At 42.5% G+C, this 20978-nt stretch carries 18 protein-coding genes; 5 read left to right on the forward strand and 13 right to left on the reverse strand.

Going from position 1 to position 20978, the window contains the following annotated elements; genetic code table 11:
- Positions 1 to 28 precede the first annotated feature (28 nt).
- Positions 29 to 628 (forward strand): thioredoxin family protein, encoded by a 600-nt coding sequence (locus NV379_RS14200; protein ID WP_258207972.1) that lies wholly within the window; start codon positions 29 to 31, stop codon positions 626 to 628.
- Positions 629 to 680: 52 nt separating this feature from the next.
- Here NV379_RS14200 and NV379_RS14205 read toward each other — a convergent pair whose 3' ends face one another.
- The gene (locus tag NV379_RS14205; RefSeq protein ID WP_258207973.1) at positions 681 to 902 is read right to left on the reverse strand and encodes a helix-turn-helix domain-containing protein; all 222 of its coding nucleotides are present in this window, start codon (positions 900 to 902) and stop codon (positions 681 to 683) included.
- Positions 903 to 912: 10 nt separating this feature from the next.
- Complete coding sequence (locus NV379_RS14210; protein ID WP_258207974.1) at positions 913 to 1386, reverse strand: DUF2975 domain-containing protein; 474 nt, start codon at positions 1384 to 1386, stop codon at positions 913 to 915.
- 287 nt (positions 1387 to 1673) lie between these two features.
- On the opposite strand from NV379_RS14210, the gene NV379_RS14215 reads away from it, so the two are divergent.
- Complete coding sequence (locus NV379_RS14215) at positions 1674 to 2096, forward strand: hypothetical protein (RefSeq protein ID WP_258207975.1); 423 nt, start codon at positions 1674 to 1676, stop codon at positions 2094 to 2096.
- A gap of 41 nt (positions 2097 to 2137) precedes the next feature.
- Positions 2138 to 2788: a zinc dependent phospholipase C family protein gene (locus tag NV379_RS14220; protein WP_258207976.1), complete on the forward strand. Its 651-nt coding sequence runs from the start codon at positions 2138 to 2140 to the stop codon at positions 2786 to 2788.
- A gap of 19 nt (positions 2789 to 2807) precedes the next feature.
- Here the strand turns inward: NV379_RS14220 and NV379_RS14225 are convergent, their stop codons facing one another.
- Positions 2808 to 4607: an ABC transporter ATP-binding protein gene (locus tag NV379_RS14225; RefSeq protein ID WP_258207977.1), complete on the reverse strand. Its 1800-nt coding sequence runs from the start codon at positions 4605 to 4607 to the stop codon at positions 2808 to 2810.
- A gap of 208 nt (positions 4608 to 4815) precedes the next feature.
- Positions 4816 to 5682, reverse strand: coding sequence for a DMT family transporter (locus NV379_RS14230; protein WP_258207978.1), 867 nt, complete (start codon positions 5680 to 5682; stop codon positions 4816 to 4818).
- 145 nt (positions 5683 to 5827) lie between these two features.
- On the opposite strand from NV379_RS14230, the gene NV379_RS14235 reads away from it, so the two are divergent.
- Entirely contained in the window at positions 5828 to 6739 is a 912-nt protein-coding gene (locus NV379_RS14235; RefSeq protein WP_258207979.1) for a LysR family transcriptional regulator, read from the forward strand.
- Positions 6740 to 6807: 68 nt separating this feature from the next.
- Here the strand turns inward: NV379_RS14235 and NV379_RS14240 are convergent, their stop codons facing one another.
- From NV379_RS14240 to NV379_RS14250, 3 genes are all read right to left on the reverse strand, one after another.
- Positions 6808 to 8820: an S-layer homology domain-containing protein gene (locus NV379_RS14240; RefSeq protein ID WP_258207980.1), complete on the reverse strand. Its 2013-nt coding sequence runs from the start codon at positions 8818 to 8820 to the stop codon at positions 6808 to 6810.
- 95 nt (positions 8821 to 8915) lie between these two features.
- Positions 8916 to 9830, reverse strand: coding sequence for an NAD(P)-dependent alcohol dehydrogenase (locus NV379_RS14245; protein WP_258207981.1), 915 nt, complete (start codon positions 9828 to 9830; stop codon positions 8916 to 8918).
- A gap of 113 nt (positions 9831 to 9943) precedes the next feature.
- Entirely contained in the window at positions 9944 to 12532 is a 2589-nt protein-coding gene (locus NV379_RS14250; RefSeq protein WP_258207982.1) for a winged helix-turn-helix domain-containing protein, read from the reverse strand.
- A 172-nt stretch (positions 12533 to 12704) separates the two neighbouring features.
- Here NV379_RS14250 and NV379_RS14255 point away from each other — a divergent pair, with 172 nt between their 5' ends.
- Entirely contained in the window at positions 12705 to 13592 is an 888-nt protein-coding gene (locus tag NV379_RS14255) for a fructose bisphosphate aldolase (RefSeq protein ID WP_258207983.1), read from the forward strand.
- Positions 13593 to 13681: 89 nt separating this feature from the next.
- Here the strand turns inward: NV379_RS14255 and NV379_RS14260 are convergent, their stop codons facing one another.
- The 6 genes from NV379_RS14260 to NV379_RS14285 form a co-directional block, all read right to left on the reverse strand.
- On the reverse strand, positions 13682 to 14497 hold the full coding sequence (locus NV379_RS14260) for an ABC transporter permease (RefSeq protein WP_258207984.1): 816 nt from the start codon (positions 14495 to 14497) through the stop codon (positions 13682 to 13684).
- Complete coding sequence (locus tag NV379_RS14265) at positions 14494 to 15501, reverse strand: ATP-binding cassette domain-containing protein (protein WP_258207985.1); 1008 nt, start codon at positions 15499 to 15501, stop codon at positions 14494 to 14496. The genes NV379_RS14260 and NV379_RS14265 overlap by 4 nt, the downstream gene beginning before the upstream one ends.
- Positions 15502 to 15811: 310 nt before the next feature.
- A complete protein-coding gene (locus tag NV379_RS14270; RefSeq protein ID WP_258207986.1) occupies positions 15812 to 17428 on the reverse strand; it encodes a DUF5050 domain-containing protein in 1617 nt (538 codons plus the stop codon).
- Between the two features lie 155 nt (positions 17429 to 17583).
- Complete coding sequence (locus NV379_RS14275) at positions 17584 to 18687, reverse strand: ABC transporter permease (RefSeq protein WP_258207987.1); 1104 nt, start codon at positions 18685 to 18687, stop codon at positions 17584 to 17586.
- Positions 18688 to 19962, reverse strand: a complete 1275-nt coding sequence (locus NV379_RS14280; RefSeq protein ID WP_258207988.1) for an ABC transporter permease — start codon at positions 19960 to 19962, stop codon at positions 18688 to 18690.
- A 12-nt stretch (positions 19963 to 19974) separates the two neighbouring features.
- Positions 19975 to 20907: an ABC transporter ATP-binding protein gene (locus tag NV379_RS14285; protein ID WP_258207989.1), complete on the reverse strand. Its 933-nt coding sequence runs from the start codon at positions 20905 to 20907 to the stop codon at positions 19975 to 19977.
- Positions 20908 to 20978: the final 71 nt, after the last annotated feature.

The raw sequence follows: 20978 nt of genomic DNA on the forward strand, positions 1-20978 counted from the left end.
TGGAGCTGACAAGAAGGATGTGTTACCTATGAATGAAATATTGAATTTAAAACACAAAATCGGTCAAGGAATTTCACCTCGTGCATTTATGGAAGGGATGGAAGTACGTACGATGGAGCTTAGCGGAATCCCAAATACCAAAGATCAGTTGAACTCGATATATGAGAATTTTGCTTGGGTAAGTGATGAGGATAGTGATTATTTCGGCACGATTCTTGAGGATTTACATTGCTTGATCTTATGTACGGATTGGTGTCCGGATGTCATCTGGAATGTTCCGGTGCTCTTTCGGGTAATGGAGCAGGCAGCTATTGCGGTTGAAGTATTAATTATGGAAGATCATCTAGAGACGATGGATCTATTTTTAACGGATGGTGGGCGGGCACAGCCGATTGCTGTACTAATGAAGACTAGTGGAGAGGTGCTTGGCAGTTGGGGAGCACGTCCTGCTTATATCCAAGCGGTGATGGACCGGTTTAAAGCGAATAATCCAGATAAAGAGGCACCTGATTATCGGGAAAACCTGAATCAGACCTATCGGGAAATCGGAAGTCTTTATCGGTCAGGAAACGAATATCAGCAAGTGATGCTTCGCGAGTTAAGAGATCTTTTTCAGGAATGGTTGTAAAAAGAACTGCACCCCATGGTTAGACAGGATCTAACGCAGGAGGTGCAGTTGTTCATGATATCTCTTCTTCGTCCATTTGGTATTCGATAATATCTCCAGGCTGACAGTTAAGTGCCTTGCAAATGGCCTCTAAGGTTGATAATCGAATTGCTTTAGCTTTGCCATTCTTCAATATCGAAAGATTAGCCATCGTAATGCCAACCCGCTCCGATAGCTCGGTTACGCTCATTTTTCTTTTTGCCAACATCACATCAATATTAATAATTATCGCCATGTTATTCACCTCAGACTGTTAAATCATTTTCAGATTTGATATCGATGGCATTCTTTAATAGCTTCTGAAGAACAGCTGCAAAGACTGCGATCACAAGTGGAGCAGAGATAAAGGCTACTCCGATAATCATTAGACCGGGAGCATCTTCCTCTTGTGCTGCATAATAAATGAAGGGCAAACAGCCTAAGTATAAGAAACTGACAGTGGACGCGCAGTACTTAATAATTCTTAAAGCACGTACAGACAATTCCGAGAATGCATTGTTCTTATCAATATAACACAACAGCTTGTAAGCCTGATACAATCCAATATAGAACGGGATTGCAGCCAAATACGCGACAACTATGCAAGTTACATATACCCACGTGGAGAAATGTTCAGAGGCATTAAGAGCGAAAGCTGGCAGTCCAAATATACATAATGCCAGAACTGGAAGACCCATTAAAATAATGACGATTTTTAAAAAGAGTGTATTGTGTTTCATAAGAAGCACCTCATTTGATTTTTCTACACACAACTTAACATAGTTTTTATTGTTTTACAATAAATTATTACTAATTATTGATATGTATTTGTTGTTGTTTTGATAAAAAATTTGCTTGTTTTTGTGAAGAATATTTCGGGAATGGAGTTGAGGTAGAGGGAAGTTACTGCGTTTTCATCGTATATTATTAGAGACGGATAGGGATTTGAAAATTTTCCTTATGGTTTGAAAATCGTTCGAGGAGTGGTGCGAGGATGCAAAGTCTGAAAGTTATTGTATTATTGTTCGTGAGTATCTTGATCTTAGCCGGCTGTAAGAGAGATATAGTAGCTAATCAGATTGAAATCGATCAGATTAAGATTGAGATTGTTAAGTCGTCTATAACACCGGATGGCAAGTTATATACTTTCAAATTAATAAATGAATCTAAGTTAACAATAATCCAAAACAATGTTTATTTGAGTTACCCAATAAAAACTGCAAGTGGAACAAAAGTGAATGGGTTTAAAATTGAATTGCAGAATAACAAGTTAAATGTTGTACCTAATGAGGTTGTCCTATTAACTGCCTTTGCACCTAAAGAAATGTATGAAGGCAATAAACATATTAATTCAGACCATCTGTATATCGAAATGAATGGATATATAAACGAAGTAAAAGAAGGTTTACAGTTTAGTAAGAGCGAAAGCATAAGTGTGAAATTAGATTGAATTGAGTTGCAAGTGATCGAACACAATTGGAGGTACATGTGATGGCAACGTGGATTACCCATTTTAGAATTGCTGAGAAGATGATGGAACTAGGACTTGATGTAAGTCAGAAGGAATTTGTTGTGGGGAATATTGGACCAGATTGTGGTCTGCCATCGGAAAATGGTTTTTACCCACCTAAGGAAATTACGCATTTTAAGGTGAATAATGAAATTAGTGCAGAACGATTCTATGAGCAATACCTAAGGGATCAAGCTTATTCACACGAGGAGTTTTCCTTTTATTTAGGTTATTACATTCACTTACGTACAGATGAAGAATGGAGCATTTTGCACAGGAAGAAGAGACAAGAACCCATGCATCAAGACATAATTGATACGCTGGGTAATCCTGAATATAACAACTTGATTAAATTAGATTGGTATGGACATGACTTTGTATATTTGCAAAATAATCCGAATCACGTCTTTTGGAGTGTGTTTCAATACATAGAAGAGTTCCCGGACTATCTGCCATTTTTTGAAGAAGGACAAATATTGAAACAGATTCATAGAATTACGCAGTTTTATGTAACGAATCGTGTACCTGATGATAATGAATTTAAGTATGTATCCGTAACGGAAATGGATAAGTTCGTTGAAGAAACGGCAATTCTCTTGTACAAGCAGATTATGGAGAGATTACAGGTATAAACAAATAACCCCGACAACCTTACCGCATAGCGGTGGCACATGTGCCGTTAGGTTCTCGGGGTTTGTATTTAGAATAGCCGAATGTAGTTACAGTATCCTGCATCTGATATAGATTCGCATAGGTTCCACCTTGTTTAAGCAGCTCCTCATGCGTGCCTTGCTCCTCAATGCCGTTATCTGTAAGCACGATAATTCGCTCCGCATTACGGACAGTCGATAAACGGTGTGCAATGACGATGGTCGTACGGTTGTTGGTCAGCTTCTCTAAGGACTCTTTAATCGCACGCTCGCTCTCATTATCCAGTGCGCTAGTCGCTTCATCCAAGATCAAGATCGATGGATTTTTCAAGAATACACGGGCAATGCTCAGTCGCTGTTTCTGACCGCCAGAGAGTTTAACACCACGCTGACCAATATCTGTTAGATAGCCATCTGGCAAACTCATAATAAAGTCATGCGCATTGGCCATCTTCGCAGCTGCAATGATCTCTTCGTCTGTCGCATCCATTTTGCCATAACGAATATTATCGATAACGGTTCCAGCGAATAAGTAAACATCCTGCTGCACGATCCCAATATTCTGACGCAGCGATTGCATCGTAATATCTTTAATGTTCGTACCATCCAGCAAGATCTGCCCGTCATTCACTTCATAAAAGCGAGGGATGAGGGAGCATAAAGTCGTCTTCCCTGCACCTGAAGGTCCAACAAGAGCTACGTATTCACCTGCACGGATATTCAAGGATACATTATGGAAAATGTGTTCATGACCCTCATTATATTTGAAACCAACGTTCTGGAAGGTGATCTGCCCATCAGCATGTTTAAGCTCCTTGGCATGTGGAGCATCTACGATATCAGGTTCTACCTCTAGAATTTCCATGAATCGTTCAAAGCCTGTGATACCGACTTGATACAATTCCATGAAGTTAATGATCTTCTGAATCGGTGCAATCAAGATCCCTACGACTAGGAAGAAAGTTAGCAGATCCGGTAAAGTAAGAGCGTTTCCGGAGATGCCGATCGCGCCGAATATGATGACTGCAATCGAGATCAGGTGTGTAAATCCATATAATCCTTCATGGAAATACGCCATACTCCAGTACCCAACGCCTCTGCTCTGAACAAATCGCTTGTTCGCAGTACCGAACTTCTTCCGCTCTACATGTTCATTCGTAAATGACTTCACAACCCGAATACCTGAGAGTGAATCTTCCAATTGCGCGTTGATATCTTCAATCCGATCTTTACTGCGTCGCTCTGCCTTATTCATTTTTTTACTAAAATAAATAAAGTAAGCAGCCATGAACGGCAAGAACATAAATATGATTATTGTCAGTTCCATATCAATCTGACCTAAGATAATAAAGGAACCAATGATCGTAACAAGTGTAATTAGAATATCTTCTGGACCGTGGTGATACAGCTCGGTTAACCAGAAAATATCGGTCGTCGATCGAGTCATTAATTGACCGGTCTTATGTTCATCATAGAAACGGAATGATAACTTCTGCAGGTGGTCGAATAGTTCGCGGCGCATGTCGCCTTCCATCATTGCACCCATCATATGTCCTTTATACGTAATAAACATGTTGCATGCGGTAAGCAAAGCAACTAGAACAACCATGGTGCCACCTGTGATGTATATTTGCTCCAGTACATTGGGTACTTTGTTATCTAGCAGCATAGTAATGTGTCGGATTAAAAGTGGTAAAGCAAGTGATATTGCCGCAACGATTAAGGCGCAGAACAAATCTGCAAGTAGTAAGCCCTTATAAGGCTTGTAATACGAAATAAACTTCTTCATTCTTGAATTCAATTGTTATTCCTCCATTTTGATGGAGGGTTAGATCTGAGTCACCCTCCGAATTTTGTGGGGTGGTGCGATCTTGAAGATGGACATGGCCAATGCATCCTTTCTTTTTTGAAAAATACAATCTTAACCATATTTTACCTTTTGCTTTAAAAAGAAATCAATACCAAACATTTTCTAAATAAAGAATTACACAAAACGGGTGCATGGATGCTTATTTCTTTCCGACAATATTCATTATGATTACACCTATTAGAATCAAGAAACCGCCAATCCATGTGTACAGCGTCGGAATCTCGGATAAATAGATCCATGCAATGCCAATTGTAAGAAGCGGGATAAGGAAGAGAAAGCTGGATACGAGCGAAGCTCGAATCTTAGATAATGCAACCGACCAAGTTAAATAAGCTAACGCTCCGGGAAATATACCTAAATATAGGACAGTTATCGTTTTGTCTATTGGAGCAAGTGCAATCGCCTCGATTATTCCAGGTGAGAAAGGAAGCATGAATATTGTTCCTGATAGGATCATGAATGTAGTTAGTTCAAGTGGTCGATATTTGCGCAGAAGCGGTTTTTGAAAGACGAAATAAATCGCTTGTGTGAGGGCGGCAACAATAAGTAGCAGAATGCCTTCGTTAAATTGCAATTTCCGCAAATCGTCTAGAGAGATAATAAGAACACCAATAAAGCTAATCACAATTGCGAATACACCCCAGCAGGAAATGCGTTCTTTTAAGAATATGCTTGCTAATATCGTTGTAAATATGGGTCCGGAATTGACGATGAAGCTTGCGACCCCAGCCGTCACACTTAGCTCCCCATAGTTTAATGCTACGTTATACAAGGTAATGCCAATGAAACCAAGCAGCATGATTTTCAGTACATCTTTGCGCTCCGGCAGACGCACCTTGGCGATTAGGGCATAGATGATTAAGACGATCGAAGCTGTTGCATATCGGAGTAAGGATAGATGAGTCGGTGAAAAAGCTTCAAGACCTGCTCGTATGCCAACAAATGCAGATGCCCACAAAAGTAAAGTTGTCGTGATTGATCCAATAATAATCCATGATTTGTTCATTCTCACCTAGCTCCTTTAACTCGCACTGTGATGTTCAAAGTGTATATGGAGCTACGGAATTCGTAAAATAGATAGTTATAATCGTAATGATCGAATATTGTGATAATATGGAATGTATCGAGTTATTGATTAGGGAGTGAACGGTATGGAGCTACGACATCTTATTACGTTTAAAGCGATATATGATTATGGTGGCTTCACCAAAGCTGCCGAACATCTCGGTTACGCTCAATCAACGGTGACCTCACACATCCAATCGCTAGAATCGGAGATAGGCGTTCCAGTATTCGATCGTTTAGGCAAAAGTGTGATTCTCACACAAACAGGTGAGCAACTAATGCCTTATGCAATTGAGATGTTAAAACTGTACACGAATGCGAAGAATATAGCTGCATCCAGCGAACATCCAACTGGTACACTTACGATAGCTGCTCCCGAATCTTTAACGAGCTACTGCTTACCGGCAATTGTCAAGGAATTCGTCCAATCGTATCCGAAAGTAGATTTAATCTTAAGACCATCCCATTCCAATAGCGAAGCATTAAGACAGCTGCGTTCAGGTGATCTTGATATGGTCTATATGCTAGATAGAATGTTAGAAGAACAAGATTTACATATTGAGAACATAAGTCATGAACCGCTCGCACTGATAGCTCCACCAACGTTTCGTGCCTGTTCTTGGTCACAATTGGTGGAGGCGATCCCAAGCTCTACATTTCTTTTTACACAATCAGGTTGCGTGTATCGTGATTTGTTTGAAAGTTATTTGCAAGAACTTCGAATTTCACCGAAGGCTTCACTTGATTTCTGGAGTGTTGAAGCGATGAAGCAAAGTGTGATGTGCGGACTGGGTTTGTCCATTTTGCCGTATTTTGCGGTATCATCGGAAATAAGTGAAGGTAAGCTAACTGGAGTAGTATGGGAGCAAGATGTGGAGTTAAAGACACAGCTTGTGTTTCATAAGAATAAATGGCAGTCTGCCGCTTTCAAAAGGTTCCTTGAACTGGTTCGCAAGCGTGCTTCCCAGTGGGGAAATCAGGAACATAAGCAGGATTAATTCGCAAGCAAGTGAAAAAGCACCCGTATCGGGTGCTTTTTTCTATTTATTTTCCAATTGAGAATGACTTAATCAATCATGCTTGTTGTCTGCAAAATCTTGATTAGCACAACAGCAGCTTGCGCGCGTGTAGTCTCACCCTTAGGACTGAATGTATCATTGCTCGTTCCTGTCATCACTTTGAGCTTAACAATTAAGCGAATGTCCTCCAAGAGGGAAGGATCCGCATTTCGAATATCTTGGTACTGATTCAAGCTCACATACTCCATTGTGGTTGATGTTTTCTGGAGCTTAACGACTGCGGCAAGTACGCTTGCCATCTCTTCACGAGTGATTGGATCATCTGGGTAGAAGTAATACGGACTTGCGAAATTGAGTAGACCGAGTTCTTTGGCCTTAGCTACTGTTCCTGCATACCAAGCATTAGCTGGCACATCATTATAAGATCTGTTTGACGCGGAAGTTCCTTGACCGAGTGCACGGACAATCATGGATGTGAATTCGGCTCGTGTGACGGATTTTTCCGGATCGAACAGATTGTTACCAACCCCGAAGAGCAGTCCTTTGGCAGCGGCATTCTGTACGAACCATTTACCCCAATGATACTGGGTATCGGAGAAGTATAATTGATTTTCGACAACCACATAGACATCATTCGTACCCGAAGTGATGACAGCATAAGTCACACCATCGATCGTGATTTGTCTAGCAGGTACGAACTCGAAGGATTTGGTCTTCGTGTTATAGTGGAAGGCTCCCCATGCATCAGGCAAATGCGTCATATTCTTCGGAAGCGGGATTAACTTCGGTAAGGAGAGGCTAATCGAGTCTGAATTCGTAAGGGTTCTTCCTGTACGTCTGTTAATGATGTCGATATTGTAATCGACAACCGCACCAAGCACATTCGCACTAGGTAGATCCTTAGATAGAGCACTTCGAATATCTTTGCTATTAATCTGATCGCGTAAAGAAATATTAAGCTTCACATCTTCGACTCTCAGGTTATTAGCCGCAAGTAACTGGCTAAGTCCAGGGATAAGTGACGCACGATTCACGGCAATGCGATAGACGCCATATGGCGTTTGGATCTCGATATAAGTTGAATTCGGATCTACTGCTCCGTATTCATCAACAATGATAGGAGTAGCAGGGCTTTCAACAACCGATCCAGTTGAATTACCAGTCGACGATACAGGTGTCACACGAAATGAGATGATTTTACCTTGATGTGCGGAAGTTAGGCGCAGTGTAGTACTTGTTTCATTCGCGATGAGTCTCTTGTCCGTTCCATCAGGATCTGCTGCATACCATCGAATGAGGGATCTGCCTTCTGGATCATTCTCAGGATCCCAGTAAATATAGTTGGCGGTCAAGGTTTTTCCGACTTGAGGAGTGCCTGTAATGACGAGACTTGCAGCGACAGGGGGTTCATTATTCCCATAGATAGAAACATTTACAGTGGCAGGTGCTGAATCGACTCGACCGTCGTTCACCTTGAATGTGAAGGAATCGGTTCCTGCAACATTCAAGTTCGGTTTGTAACGAATTGTGCCTTTATCCTTGTCGATGAAAGTAATCTTACCCTTAGTTGGTGCGGAGACGATGCTGTAGGTTAGCGTGTTATTGTCAGAATCTACAGCTTGCAGAGCAAAGGCAAGTTCAGCGTTCATGGTTGTTGCAATATTAGCTCCAATCGCTACGGGTTTCACATTAGGTGCAGTAATCGTAATTTTCATCGTGGCTAGGTTGGAGTCATCTTCCCCATCATCTACTTTGAAAGTGAATGAATCAGAGCCACTAACGTTAGACTTTGGTGTATATACAAATTCGCCTGTTTTCTTGTTGGTTAAAGCGACTGAACCTTTGGATGGCTGAGTGACGATGATGAAGGTTAATGAATCACGATCCGCATCGGTTGCTTGCAAATAGTTCAATGCTGCTTGATTCTGCATGACAGTGAGTGTACCGTTTATGGCGACTGGTGCGCGATTGCTTGCGGCAAGTGCGGACTTAGGAATGCTAATTGATATTGCCTGTACCATAAGAAGGGCAACTAGGAACAATGCTAATCTTCTAAACACGAATTTTCACCTCTTTTCACAAAATAACGATATCAGAATCATTACATGCGAGAAGAGGGAACAATATGTCATTTTTTAGAAAATAATTTACGAATTTATTGTGAAACGACGATCACCACATTCCCTTTCTTATGTCCTTGCTCCACATAGCGATGAGCTTCTGGAATTTGCTCGAAGGGATAGCTTCTATCGATTACAGCTTTCAGCTTACCCATTTCCACTAATACTTTTAGAAATTCCAAGTCTTCTGGGTGTACTTTTGCGATGCCTTGCCCTTCCACGGTTACGAATCTACCGCTTTGGAGCAAAGCTTTTTTATAACTAGATTTTGAGATTTTGCCAACAGCGTCGAAGATTAGATCGTACCGTTTCCCTATACTCGCAAAATCTTCCTTCGTGTAATCAATCACATGATCTGCGCCTAGCGATTGAACAAGATCCCAGTTGACTGTCCTGCATACGGCTGTTACTTCCGCTCCATAATGTTTGGCAAGCTGGACAGCAGCGGTTCCGACAGCTCCTGATGCACCGTATATGAGCACGTGTTGTCCTTTCTGGATATGTCCGCGACGAAGGAAGTCAAGGGCCGTTGTTCCGGCAAAAGGAATTGCAGCCGCTTCTTCATAAGTATGCGATGCCGGCATTAGAGCGAGGTTAGCTTGCTCAGATATACACATAAATTCTGCATGAGCACCGAATTGCATGCCATTTAGTCCATATACTTGGTCTCCGACTTTATATCGTGTGACGTTATGTCCTATTGCCTCAACCTCCCCTGCGAATTCGACGCCTAGAATTGGTTTTCTTGGGATACGTATCCCTAAGAAGAGCCGCATAGGAAGCCATAATAAGAGAGGGCTCTTGAACCCACGGACACGGCAATCTCCAGAGGTTACGGTTGTAGCATGAATTCTGATTCGGATTTGATCAGGCTTTGGGAAGGGTTTATCTACTTCTTGTAGTTTAAGCACGTCAGGTGAACCATATTTCGTACATATCATTGCTCGCATAAGGTGTCTCCTCTACATCATTTTGCAATGAGTATAACGATTACGAGCGAAGTGAGAACAGATACTAAAGTATGGTTTTGTAAAAATGGGGTTGTGGTTGCATGAGTGTCCCCTTATAGAAACCCCAGCTCACGTGCACGAGCGACTGCTTCGGTCCTGCGTTTCACTTGCAATTTATCAAAGATTACTCGGTTATGTTCCTTAACCGTTGCCAATGCAATGTACAGTTTCTCGCTGATTTCTTGGTTAGATTGCCCTTCACTAATCAGACGAAGAACTTCGATTTCACGTGAACTTAAGGGTTCGATCAGAGAATAAGTATGATGAGCGGTATACGTTGTATCAAAATGGACTAATATTTGTTGCACATAGCTTGGCATCAAGCCAACATTAGCCGTTTCCTGCAGCAATTGAAACATGGGCTTTCCAAGCTCGATGAACGTTCGAATGAATCCATGGGATTCGGTATGGTATAAGCTATCTTTTAACAATTGCATTGCGTGTCGTTTATCTCCAAGTGAATAATAGGCGACCGATTGCTGAAGCATGATCAATAGCAGCTTATCTTGATGTTGGGCTCCTTGTGCTTGTTCGAATAGCGGCTCAAGGAGTATTAGCGCTGCTGTTGGTTCATTCTTCGAAAGATATATCCGAGCTATATCTTGCGTTAAGTTAAACTTCTTAGCTAGGAATGTAGCTGCAAGTTCATTGCTTTGTCGTATCAAGACGAGCACTTGTACAGAAGCGAGATCTGGGAGCTGGTGAATGAACTGATGTTGTTTAGCAATATGTTCGCATTGCGCAAGTAGAGTGGCCGCGCTAGAACAATCGCCTTGTGCAAGCTTGATCTTCGCAAGCCATATTTCCCCTGCGATGACCCGATCGGACTGATCTAATAATCTAGCAAGCTGAATCGCTTGTTCCACATGCTGTAAAGCTGTCTCCAAGTTGTTCCATTCATACTGAATACGCGCTAATCCAAGGTATGCCTCACACGTTACAGGAAGGGGAGGATACCCTGCCTGCTCAATGACAAGTTGATAGGTATCGCTAGCCACAAGTAGTAAATTGTCTGCTTCTTGTAGATTGCCAAGCCCAAGTGTAGCTAGCAGCGTGATGATGTGGTGATTGATTTGCTGGCTGCTTCTTATCGCTTCCGTATAGGCTTTACTTGCATCAAGGCGATTGCCTTGAAGTTGGTAGGCGTATCCAAGAGACCAATTCGCAGCAGTACGAATAGGGAGGTTAATTGGACTAGAATAATGTAATGCACGGAGAGATTCCGCAATAATGACTTCAGGATCATGTTTACTTACCGCAATGGTTGCTCGTATGGATGCGATATGTCCGATTAGATCACGTGTATGTTGTTCGTGAGTTGTCTTCTTTAACAGGCTTTCGGCAGCTTGGAGTTTAGGTTCGATGTTGCTTATGTGACCAGAGATGAGCAGGGCAGCGGCATAGGTGACCCATAATGAGGGTCGGGTATTCAGTTCCAAGTCAGATAAAGTATCCAGCCACTCTAGTACAGGTGTAAGGATTCCTCGAAAAATGAACGGCATCCCGTTCCCATCCATTAAGTAAGCGGCGCGGTCGATATTGCCTGACAGAGCAGCATGGTGAAAGGCTTTCTCTTCGAAGTGGTGTTCTTCAAACCACTGACTAGCACGATGATGCAGCTCAGCCATATAGACATCCTTATTATCAAGAGTGGAGATATGAGGTTGTAGCTTTTTGCGTAGCACATCCGCAAATAAATGGTGGTATCGATACCATCGACGCTCTTGATCCAGCGGTATAATGAAAAGATTTATTTGTTCGAGGTATTCTAATGTTTCTTGACCTGATAAAGTGCTTGATTGCTGGTCTGTGGAGGCGAAGTTATGCGAAGTTAAAGCATCACAAAGCGAGCCACACAACCGTTCTACAATTGAAGTTTGTAGTAGAAACGTCTGAACTTGTTCGGATTGTTGTAGAGAAGGATTAGGGTCTAGACTACCCTGAATGGATAGAGCTGCTAGTTGTAACCCAGCGACCCAACCTTCAGTATGGGAATGAAGCACCATCCTATTTTCCAAAGAAAGATTTAGGTCCATGACTTGATGTAAGAAATCATCTGTTTCTGCAGAGGTGAATTGTAGTGATGGGGGTCGAATTTCGGTTAATTGATGTCGAACGCGCAGCCTGGATAGAGCTAAATTAGGTTGTGTACGTGTAAGAATATATAGATGCATGGTCTGCGGCATATGCTCGATAAGTAGAGTTATCATATCGTTTACGGGTTCAGTATCAATGAGATGATAGTCATCGAGAATGAGGACGAATGGGCTTGTGATTGTGGTAAGTTCATTTAATAGTGTTGTCATCCATAGATGATTAGGTATAGGTTGTGAGGAGGTAAGGCGATCGATTAGATGATCACCGAACTTCGGTTCTACCGTCTGTAGTGCACGAATGAAGTAGGTGAGGAGGCGGATGGGATTGTGGTCTTGTTCATCTAGTGATAACCATGCCGCCGGGTAAGGCGAGTGGTTAATCCATTCACTTACTAGAGTCGTTTTGCCATAACCAGCAGATGCTGAGATGAGAGTTAGCTTACGTTCTAGTCCTTCATTAAGAATAGTCATTAATCGAGGACGAGTAACGAGTTTGGTTCGACAGTGGGGGATATTTAGTTTAGTTAGGGTGATAGGTGTTGTCATCATAAACCACCGTTCTACGCGGAAATTGTTCCAATATGTATGATGAATATGTTCGGCGAAGGGGCAATCATTCCCTTTTTGAAACTAGGGCATGTATGTCTTTTCACAAAAGTGCTATAATAAAAGGATTCAAGTAACTATTTATTCCATGCTAGGGAAGGAGCGTTTTTTCATGAATAAAGAACAGTTAGAACGCGTTCAATCAGGTCAAGGTTTTATCGCAGCTTTGGATCAAAGTGGTGGCAGTACACCGAAGGCATTGCTGGAGTATGGTGTGAAAGAAGATAGCTATTCAGGTGAAGAAGAGATGTATGGTCGAGTACACGATATGCGTACACGCATTATTAAGAGTCCATCATTTGATTCCAAGTACATATTGGGAGCGATCCTATTTGAGAACACGATGGATCGTAAGATTGACGGGGAATACACAGCAGATTATTTGTGGGAGAAGAAAGGCATTGTTCCTTTTTTGAAAGTGGACAAAGGTCTTGCGGATCTTGAGAATGGTGTTCAGGTAATGAAGTCGATGCCAGAACTGAATGATTTACTTCAGCGTGCGGTAGATCGTCATATTTTTGGTACGAAAATGCGTTCTGTCATTAAAGAAGCGAATGCAGCTGGTATCCAGAAAGTAGTGGAACAACAATTCGAAGTCGGTAAACAAATCGCGGCAATGGGACTTGTACCGATTATCGAGCCTGAAGTGGATATTAACATTTCAGATAAGGCGGAAGCGGAGCAAATTTTGAAAGATGAGATTGCTGCTCAATTAGCCAAGCTTGATTCCGATGTGAAAATCATGTTGAAGCTGTCGATTCCGACGCAAGATAATTTGTACAAAGAATTGATGGAAGATCCGCGCGTGGTGCGTGTTGTCGCATTATCTGGTGGTTATTCACAATCCGATGCGAACGAAAAGTTATCTCGCAATAACGGCTTAATCGCAAGTTTCTCTCGTGCATTATCGCAAGGATTAACAGCGCAACAAACCGAAGAAGATTTCGATGCTTTGTTGGGTCATACAATTAAAGGTATTTATGAAGCTTCCATTACTTAATCGTTATGGATAAATAGATGGACCCCGAACTTGTTATCAAGTTCGGGGTCTTTTGTATACAAAGAGAAGTTAAATGTACGACTCATGTACTAAGTTCTGCGCATGTAAGCACGAACAGTAATCGGTGCGAAGATCGCGACAATCACAATGGCTCCGATTAGGGAGATGACAAGATCAGATCCAACTGTGCCTGTGTTCGTTAGCTCACGAACGGCAGAGACAAGGTGGGATACAGGGTTGATGTTCACGAACCATTGCAGCCAACTCGGCATTGTGTTTACAGGTACGAAGGCATTGGATAAGAAAGTGAGTGGGAATAGCACGATCATCGATATCCCTTGTACGCTGGAAGCTGTACGGGAGATAACGCCGAAGAAAGCAAAGATCCAGCTAATTGCCCATGAGCAGAAGATAACGAGTACAGCCGCGAGTGCGACACTCTCAAGTCCACCTTCAGGTCGGTAGCCCATGATATATCCCATTACGAATGTAAGGACAGTTGCAATCGTATAGCGAACGGTGTCGGCAAGCAGCGCACCTGCTAAGGGTGCAATTCGTGCAATTGGCAGTGATTTGAATCGATCAAAGACACCCTTATCCATATCCTCGCGCAATTGAACACCTGTGACGACTGAAGTGGTAATGACGGTCTGAACGAGAATCCCTGGGATAATGACAGGCAAATAACTTTGTATGTCACCGGAGATCGCTCCTCCGAAAATATACGTAAACATCAACGTGAACAAAATGGGTTGAAGGGTTACGTCAAACAATTGCTCGGGTGTACGCTTTATTTTAAGTAAACCTCGATAGGCCATCGTTAATGCTTGACGAATAGATTGACCGAAGCTGGCATGCTTCTTAAGGGTTTGAGTTGCACTTGCTGCATATGCGTTTCTACTCATACGTTTGCTACCTCCATTTGTTTGGATTGCTGAGGTGTATCCGTGGATTCATCCGTTACACCATTACCTGTAATCGTTAGGAATACCTCGTCAAGAGTCGGCTTCTGGACACTTAATTCCGTTAGGTGAATACCTTCAGCGCGAAGGGCGATTAAGAGATCTGTTACAAGGTCAGGATTAGCCAGCGGCGTTGTAATTTTACCTGCTTCGGAAGATAAATTCGTTGGCACTTTGAGCACTTGCTCGATCATACGACGAGTACGCACGATATCTTGGGTATCTTGGACGCGCAGTTGCAGCGAAGAAGTGCCGATGGAACTTTTCAGTTCATCTACTGTACCTTCAGCCACGACGTGTCCGCGGTCAATCACAGCTACTCGATCAGCGAGTTGATCAGCTTCGTCCAAGTATTGTGTTGTTAGCAGTACCGTGGAGCCTGTTTTCACGAGTCTGCGAATCGTCTCCCACATTTGGGCGCGAGTCCGTGGATCCAGTCCAGTCGTAGGTTCATCTAGGAAAATAAGCGGTGGCTGCGCGATCAAGCTTGCCGCTAAGTCGAGTCTGCGGCGCATACCGCCTGAGAAATTCTTCAGTGGTCGCTTCGCCGCATCTGTTAATCCGAACTCTTCGAGAAGATCGGCTGCTTTCTTCTTCGATTCTGCACGGCTGAGTCCAAGCAGACGAGAGAAGATGATTAGATTCTCTGTTGCGCTTAGCGATTCATCTACAGATGCATATTGACCTGTGACGCCAATTAACTGGCGAACAATATGGGATTCTTTTACCACATCATGCCCGAAGATTTTTGCAGAACCGCTATCCGGACGAAGTAAAGTCGCAAGCATGCTGATTGTAGTCGTCTTTCCCGCACCATTCGGACCTAGAACCCCATAGATTGAACCTGCTTTAACTTTTAAATCCACGCCATCTACTGCACGATTTTCGCCGAATACTTTGACGAGACCGTTTGCTTCAACAGCCCATTCATTGTTTATTGGATACATGTTAATTCCCCCTAAATTCTCGCTTGAATTGATTATGTTGTGATTGTAAGTCTCATTTGTGAACTGAATATGAACTCAATAATTGGATTGTATAAAATTTATAGTTACCTTCAAACCTGCTATGGAATGGTAATGATATCGGTCTTGAGGCGGAGCATGTACTTTTGTTCAGATGCATCGTGATAAGTAGTACCCGATTTCTTCTCAATGTGTGGGATGTTCCACGAATAAGAAAACACGTCTTTATCTAGACGTGTTTTTTTGTCAGCAGCTCATGATAAGCTCCTTGATCATATCTCGGTAAAAAAGTTTATCGAATGACCTTAATTGTAGAGTCACCAGCTGTCGTGAACAGAATTGCATCGTCGGAAGGGAGTAAGCGCGAAATGGAGTCGGTTAGTGTCAAGATGAGGTTGCCCGAACTATCGAGCACCTTCGTACCGTAATCTTCCTTCGCGTCGAGCTGGCAGATCAGTTTTCCGTTCAATAATTGAACACCGTCAAGTTTTTCTTTCAGGAGCTGTTTATTTACTCCGCTCTCGTTTACTTGATAAAGATGGTATTTCTCTTCTTTGTTACGGATTGCAGTTGTGTAGAACAAGTTGCCGTTAACGCCATCGAACCAAGATACCGAGTTCTCGGATAACTTTCGCTCGCTTGAACCGTCTAATTTCGATGTGTACAAAGCAAAGTCCGTATCCTTGACATAATACAGGTTTTCTCCGATTACTCGGAACTGGCTGACTCCTGATGTAATAATTTTCTCCGACTTATTTGTTGTTAAGTTGAGTTTGTAAATTTGATTTCGATCACTATTATTTGTTAAAGCGGATTGGGGAGTTGCTCGGATATAAAGATGGTCTCCTATAACTTGCCCAGTATCACTGTTACCGATATCACGGACTTTGAAACTGGGATTTTCATCATTAATGTACCGACCGTATATGAACTTTGGATCGCCAATTTTTTTTCTAGGTTGATTTTGATGTTCAGGTTCTAGCCATGACAAATTATTATCCCAAGAATTAGGACCTAAGCTATTAATTATGATCCCATAAGGCGTCTTAATAATTTCGGAATATCCGCCGTCACTGAATTGAAGCTCACCTTTGCCCACATCATTCACTTTTACATTATGATTAATGCCCATTAAATTGCTGCCAAGATGGTAGGAAAACCAGAGGTCACCCTCAATAATATGGAAGTGTATGGAGGGACTTTGATCATCGTCTCGGCGAAGTTCGTACGTGTATATGGATTCTTTTTTGGAAATATCATTAAGGGGTGCTCGATAGATCTGATTAACGTCTCCCGATGTTTCAAGAAAATAGTAGTATCCCTTATACATAGCTAGATCACGATCGGTTTTATATGCAGGTAATTCGGGAGTTAAGATCTGCGGATTATTGGACTGTATACTCAGCCCCTCAGCATTGTCCCAATTGTATGCCCAACCAAATTCGTCATGCGCGAACCGCCAAGTGAGCGGGAAGTAGGTGACATCACGGAAGCTGAGGAGTGGGTAAGTTTCTTTCGAGTTGTCGATGGTTTGTCCATTGATTGTAATCGTGGAGGCGGGAGCTTCAGCTGTGTAAGATGTCGTATTTATACTTTCAGATGGATAGGTTGCATAAGAGGAACTAACTTGACCTTTGGATATGTCTAGCCCTTTCTCTAGCGACCACTTCATGTTGAGCCCGAGCAGATGTGAGTCATACCAAGTCATGGGGACATAAGTAATGTCCTTATATACGATCAGTGGATACTTACGATTCAGGTTATTTACCGTATGACCGTTCAGTGTAACTTTATAATTTGGCAACTTCACCTGCACATCAGTTGAGGCAGCATGACTTATCCCCGTTGGCGCAAGTAAACTTATACATATTGCAAAAGCAGCAGCAGATCTGGTCCATTTCTTTTTCATATCGGAAACACTCCCCTCGTAATAGATAACCAATCGTTAGACGAATAATTTAGATGAAAGTTTCTAACTGGCATAATAAATGTTTAATTATTATCCATCAATAGGAATAAAGAAGAAGCACTGCAACCAACGGCTGCAATGCTTTTCCACATGACCTAAGCTCGCCTGCGCTCCACTAAATTAATCCCAACCCCGAAGAAGATAACAGCCATTAGCAGTAGCTTGGCAAGAGGTAAGTAGATTTCTGTCCAGCCGTGATGATAGAATGCAGCCCCAAGCAAGGCATCCATCGCGTGTTGAAGCGGGGTCAGCTGGGCAATGAATAGTAGCACATCGTTCGTGATCGTTCCTGGTGCCATGTATACTCCGCTGATTAGAGGCATGATCGGTACGATGGATGTGAATATGGTAATGAATTGTTCGGGGGTTTTGACAAGACCGGTAAATAACATGCTCATTGCTACAATTGTAATGACATAGAGTACGCCAGTAGCTGCAAGCATCCCAATGTTATTACCTAGGTCATAACCGAATCCGTAATGAAAAAGCAAGAAAATAATCGTAATTTGGATGATGCCGATCAATGTGCTGTATGTTAGATGACCCAAGTACATTTGAGTCTTGGTTACTGGTGATAAAATAACACGATTCCAGATGCCAGATACTTTTTCCGATGTCACAGCGTTAACTTTGAAACCGACTGTGAACATGACGAGAAACAAAGTGAAGCCGAACATAAGCTGCAGCCCCATATCGTAATCTCTGAGCACACCGCCAGAAGGCGTAGAAGAATGGAGTGTGAGAGGGGGTTGCTCTAAAAATCTGGACATGGATTCATGGAACTTTGACTCATCTTTGACTTGTAAAGCAGCAGCAGTGATTTTGAGTTTCTCTGTGTAAACCGTCTGAAGATGCTGTCGAACCATATCTACATTAAAGTTATCTGACGCCGCAATAATTCGGTAATCGTCTTTAAGTAGCTTGACTGCCACGCTGGAGCGTCCCTCCCGAACAGCAGATACAGCTTGTTCTTCGCCTCGAAGTTTGAATTGAAATGCTCCATTTTCATTAAGTTGCTCGATCCATTGTTTGGTATCATCAGTCGTTACACCTTCTCCAAGGAATGCATCGATCTTAAGCTTCGTATTTGAACTAGAGCCGAATAGCAGAGTCGCCACGATCGTAATCGCACAAAAAATTAGAACCGCATACGGGGAACGCTTTTCCTTCATCCACTGCGCCCAAAAGATAGGTTTCATCTAGATCTGCCCCCTTTTTGGAAACAACCAAACACTAACTGCCATGATCACAACTGTGTACAACGCCAAGTTGATTACGCCATGTGTCATAACAGACCATGATTCCTGCTGAATCCACTGGATCATCGTCGATAGCCAAAGTCCGTTTGGTGTCCACACCCATAACATTTGAATACTGTCTGGTAAAATAAAGACAGGAACAAAGTTACCACCAATCACACCAATCACAAGCAGTAACGATTGTATGATCGCATTGGTCGTATCTGGTTGGATTCGATACATCGCAGCTGTGAACAATCCGGCCATCGCTGCAACGAAGAGTCCCATCATCAAGGTTAACAACATAAACCCGAGCCAGAAATTCAACGAATAGCCGGGAAATAGATTCAAGATGAAGTGTGAAACAACGACAACAATTGAAAATTTGAGTAGGGACATAATGAGGGTCGAGCCGAACTTACCACCTAAATAGGAAATTGATTTACTTCCAGAAAGTAAAATTCGTTGAAACACTTGCTCGCGCTTCTCGACGACTGATTTGCTCGCTGTATTTGCAGCTACATACATCGCAAAAATGACTCCGATTGCGAGGGTAAAGTACTGATAAGAAGTGATCGCACGAAGGCCTTCAATCTGTTCCAAACCGCCAATTGTCGGTACGACTATAGACATAGAATTAGCAGATGATCCTGCTTGAGCTATAGCGAATGCAATACTTGAGTTTGTATTGAACTGTTTCGCGTACCCGTCAATGATGCCTTGAAGGGCACCGACTTTGATTGATGGATCATTAGCTACAAGTTGTAGTGGCATACCGTTGCCTTCACCAAGCAGGATCTTGTTTAATGTGCGGAAGGTGAAACCTTCTGGTATCGTTACGATAGCTTGCACGTCACCAGCATTCAATTGTTGCACGGCTTCTTCTTTCTTGAGTGGAACCCATTCGACCATCTTGGTTACTTGTTTATTTGCTAGATACGCTTGAAGCAGCTTGGCAGGACTGATGTGCTCAGCTTTTGCGGCTAACGATGTGGCGGCTTCTTTATCGAGTCCCGAGCTTGTCAAAGATGATTTAAACTGTTGTATTCCAGCAGCCTCATCATCACTTACAACATAAGCAGCTTTTAGATGAAGGTTGGCCGTCGGATTCTCAATCCAGCCTGGAAGTATATATCCTAGAACGGTAATCAGGACAACTGAAATAACGAGTGAAATGATGTTTTCTTTGCGATCTCGCCAGTTAAGGAGCATATCCTTTTTAAAAAATATGTTCATGCACATCCTCCTTTAATCGCGCAAAGTCCGACCAGTTAACTGAAGAAATACATCCTCCAGGCTCGGTTTGTGCACATTCATGTTGATCAGTTGAACCTTGTGCTGTTCAGCACGTTGTACGATATCGCTCAATATACGGCTTTGTTTGGTCACGATTAGTTTAAGTCCTTCGTCGGTTTTTTCTGTTTGCAACACGGACTCCATTTCACGAATATCATGGATCAGTGCATCATCATAGGCATCCAATTGGAGTATGATCGTATCTTCATTGGATAAAATGCGACCAAGTTCTTCCTTCGTGCCAGAAGCGATCACTTTAGCGTGATCCATAATGTACATGCGATTGCATAGCTGCTCAACTTCTTCCATGTAATGGCTCGTATAGAGGACGGTCGTCCCTTTTTCACGATTAAGAATTCTTACGATGTCCAGAATATGATTGCGCGATTGTGGATCAATCCCAACTGTGGGTTCATCCATAATGACGATTTGTGGATCGTGAATCAGCGATGCGGCGATATTAATACGTCTTTTCATACCACCGGAGAATGTCTTGATCAGTTCTTTCTGCCGATCACGCAAACCTACGATCTCAAGAACTTCTTGGATTTTACTCTCCAGTTCTTTCTTGGACAGTTTGTAGATACGTCCGAAGAACATCAGATTCTCATAGGCACTAAGCTCTCCATATAACGCAATTTCCTGAGGTACAACTCCGAGTACATTGCGAATAATCTGCGGATTCTGAATGACACTTTTTCCATTCAATCGTACATCCCCATGTGTAGGTGCGAGCAGGGAAGAGATCATCGAGATTGTTGTTGATTTACCTGCTCCGTTTGGACCAATGAGTCCGACAGACTCTCCCTTTTCTAGATACAAGCTTACGCCATCCACGACCATTTTACCCTTGAAGCTCTTGCTAAGCTCAACTGTTTCCAGCATGAATGATGCCTCCTTGTCAGATACCGTTTAGAAGGTACCTTGTTGTGTTCATGAGTTCAGTGTATATACAA

This window comes from Paenibacillus radicibacter (assembly GCF_024721995.1).
In the GTDB taxonomy this organism is placed as follows: domain Bacteria; phylum Bacillota; class Bacilli; order Paenibacillales; family NBRC-103111; genus Paenibacillus_AM; species Paenibacillus_AM radicibacter.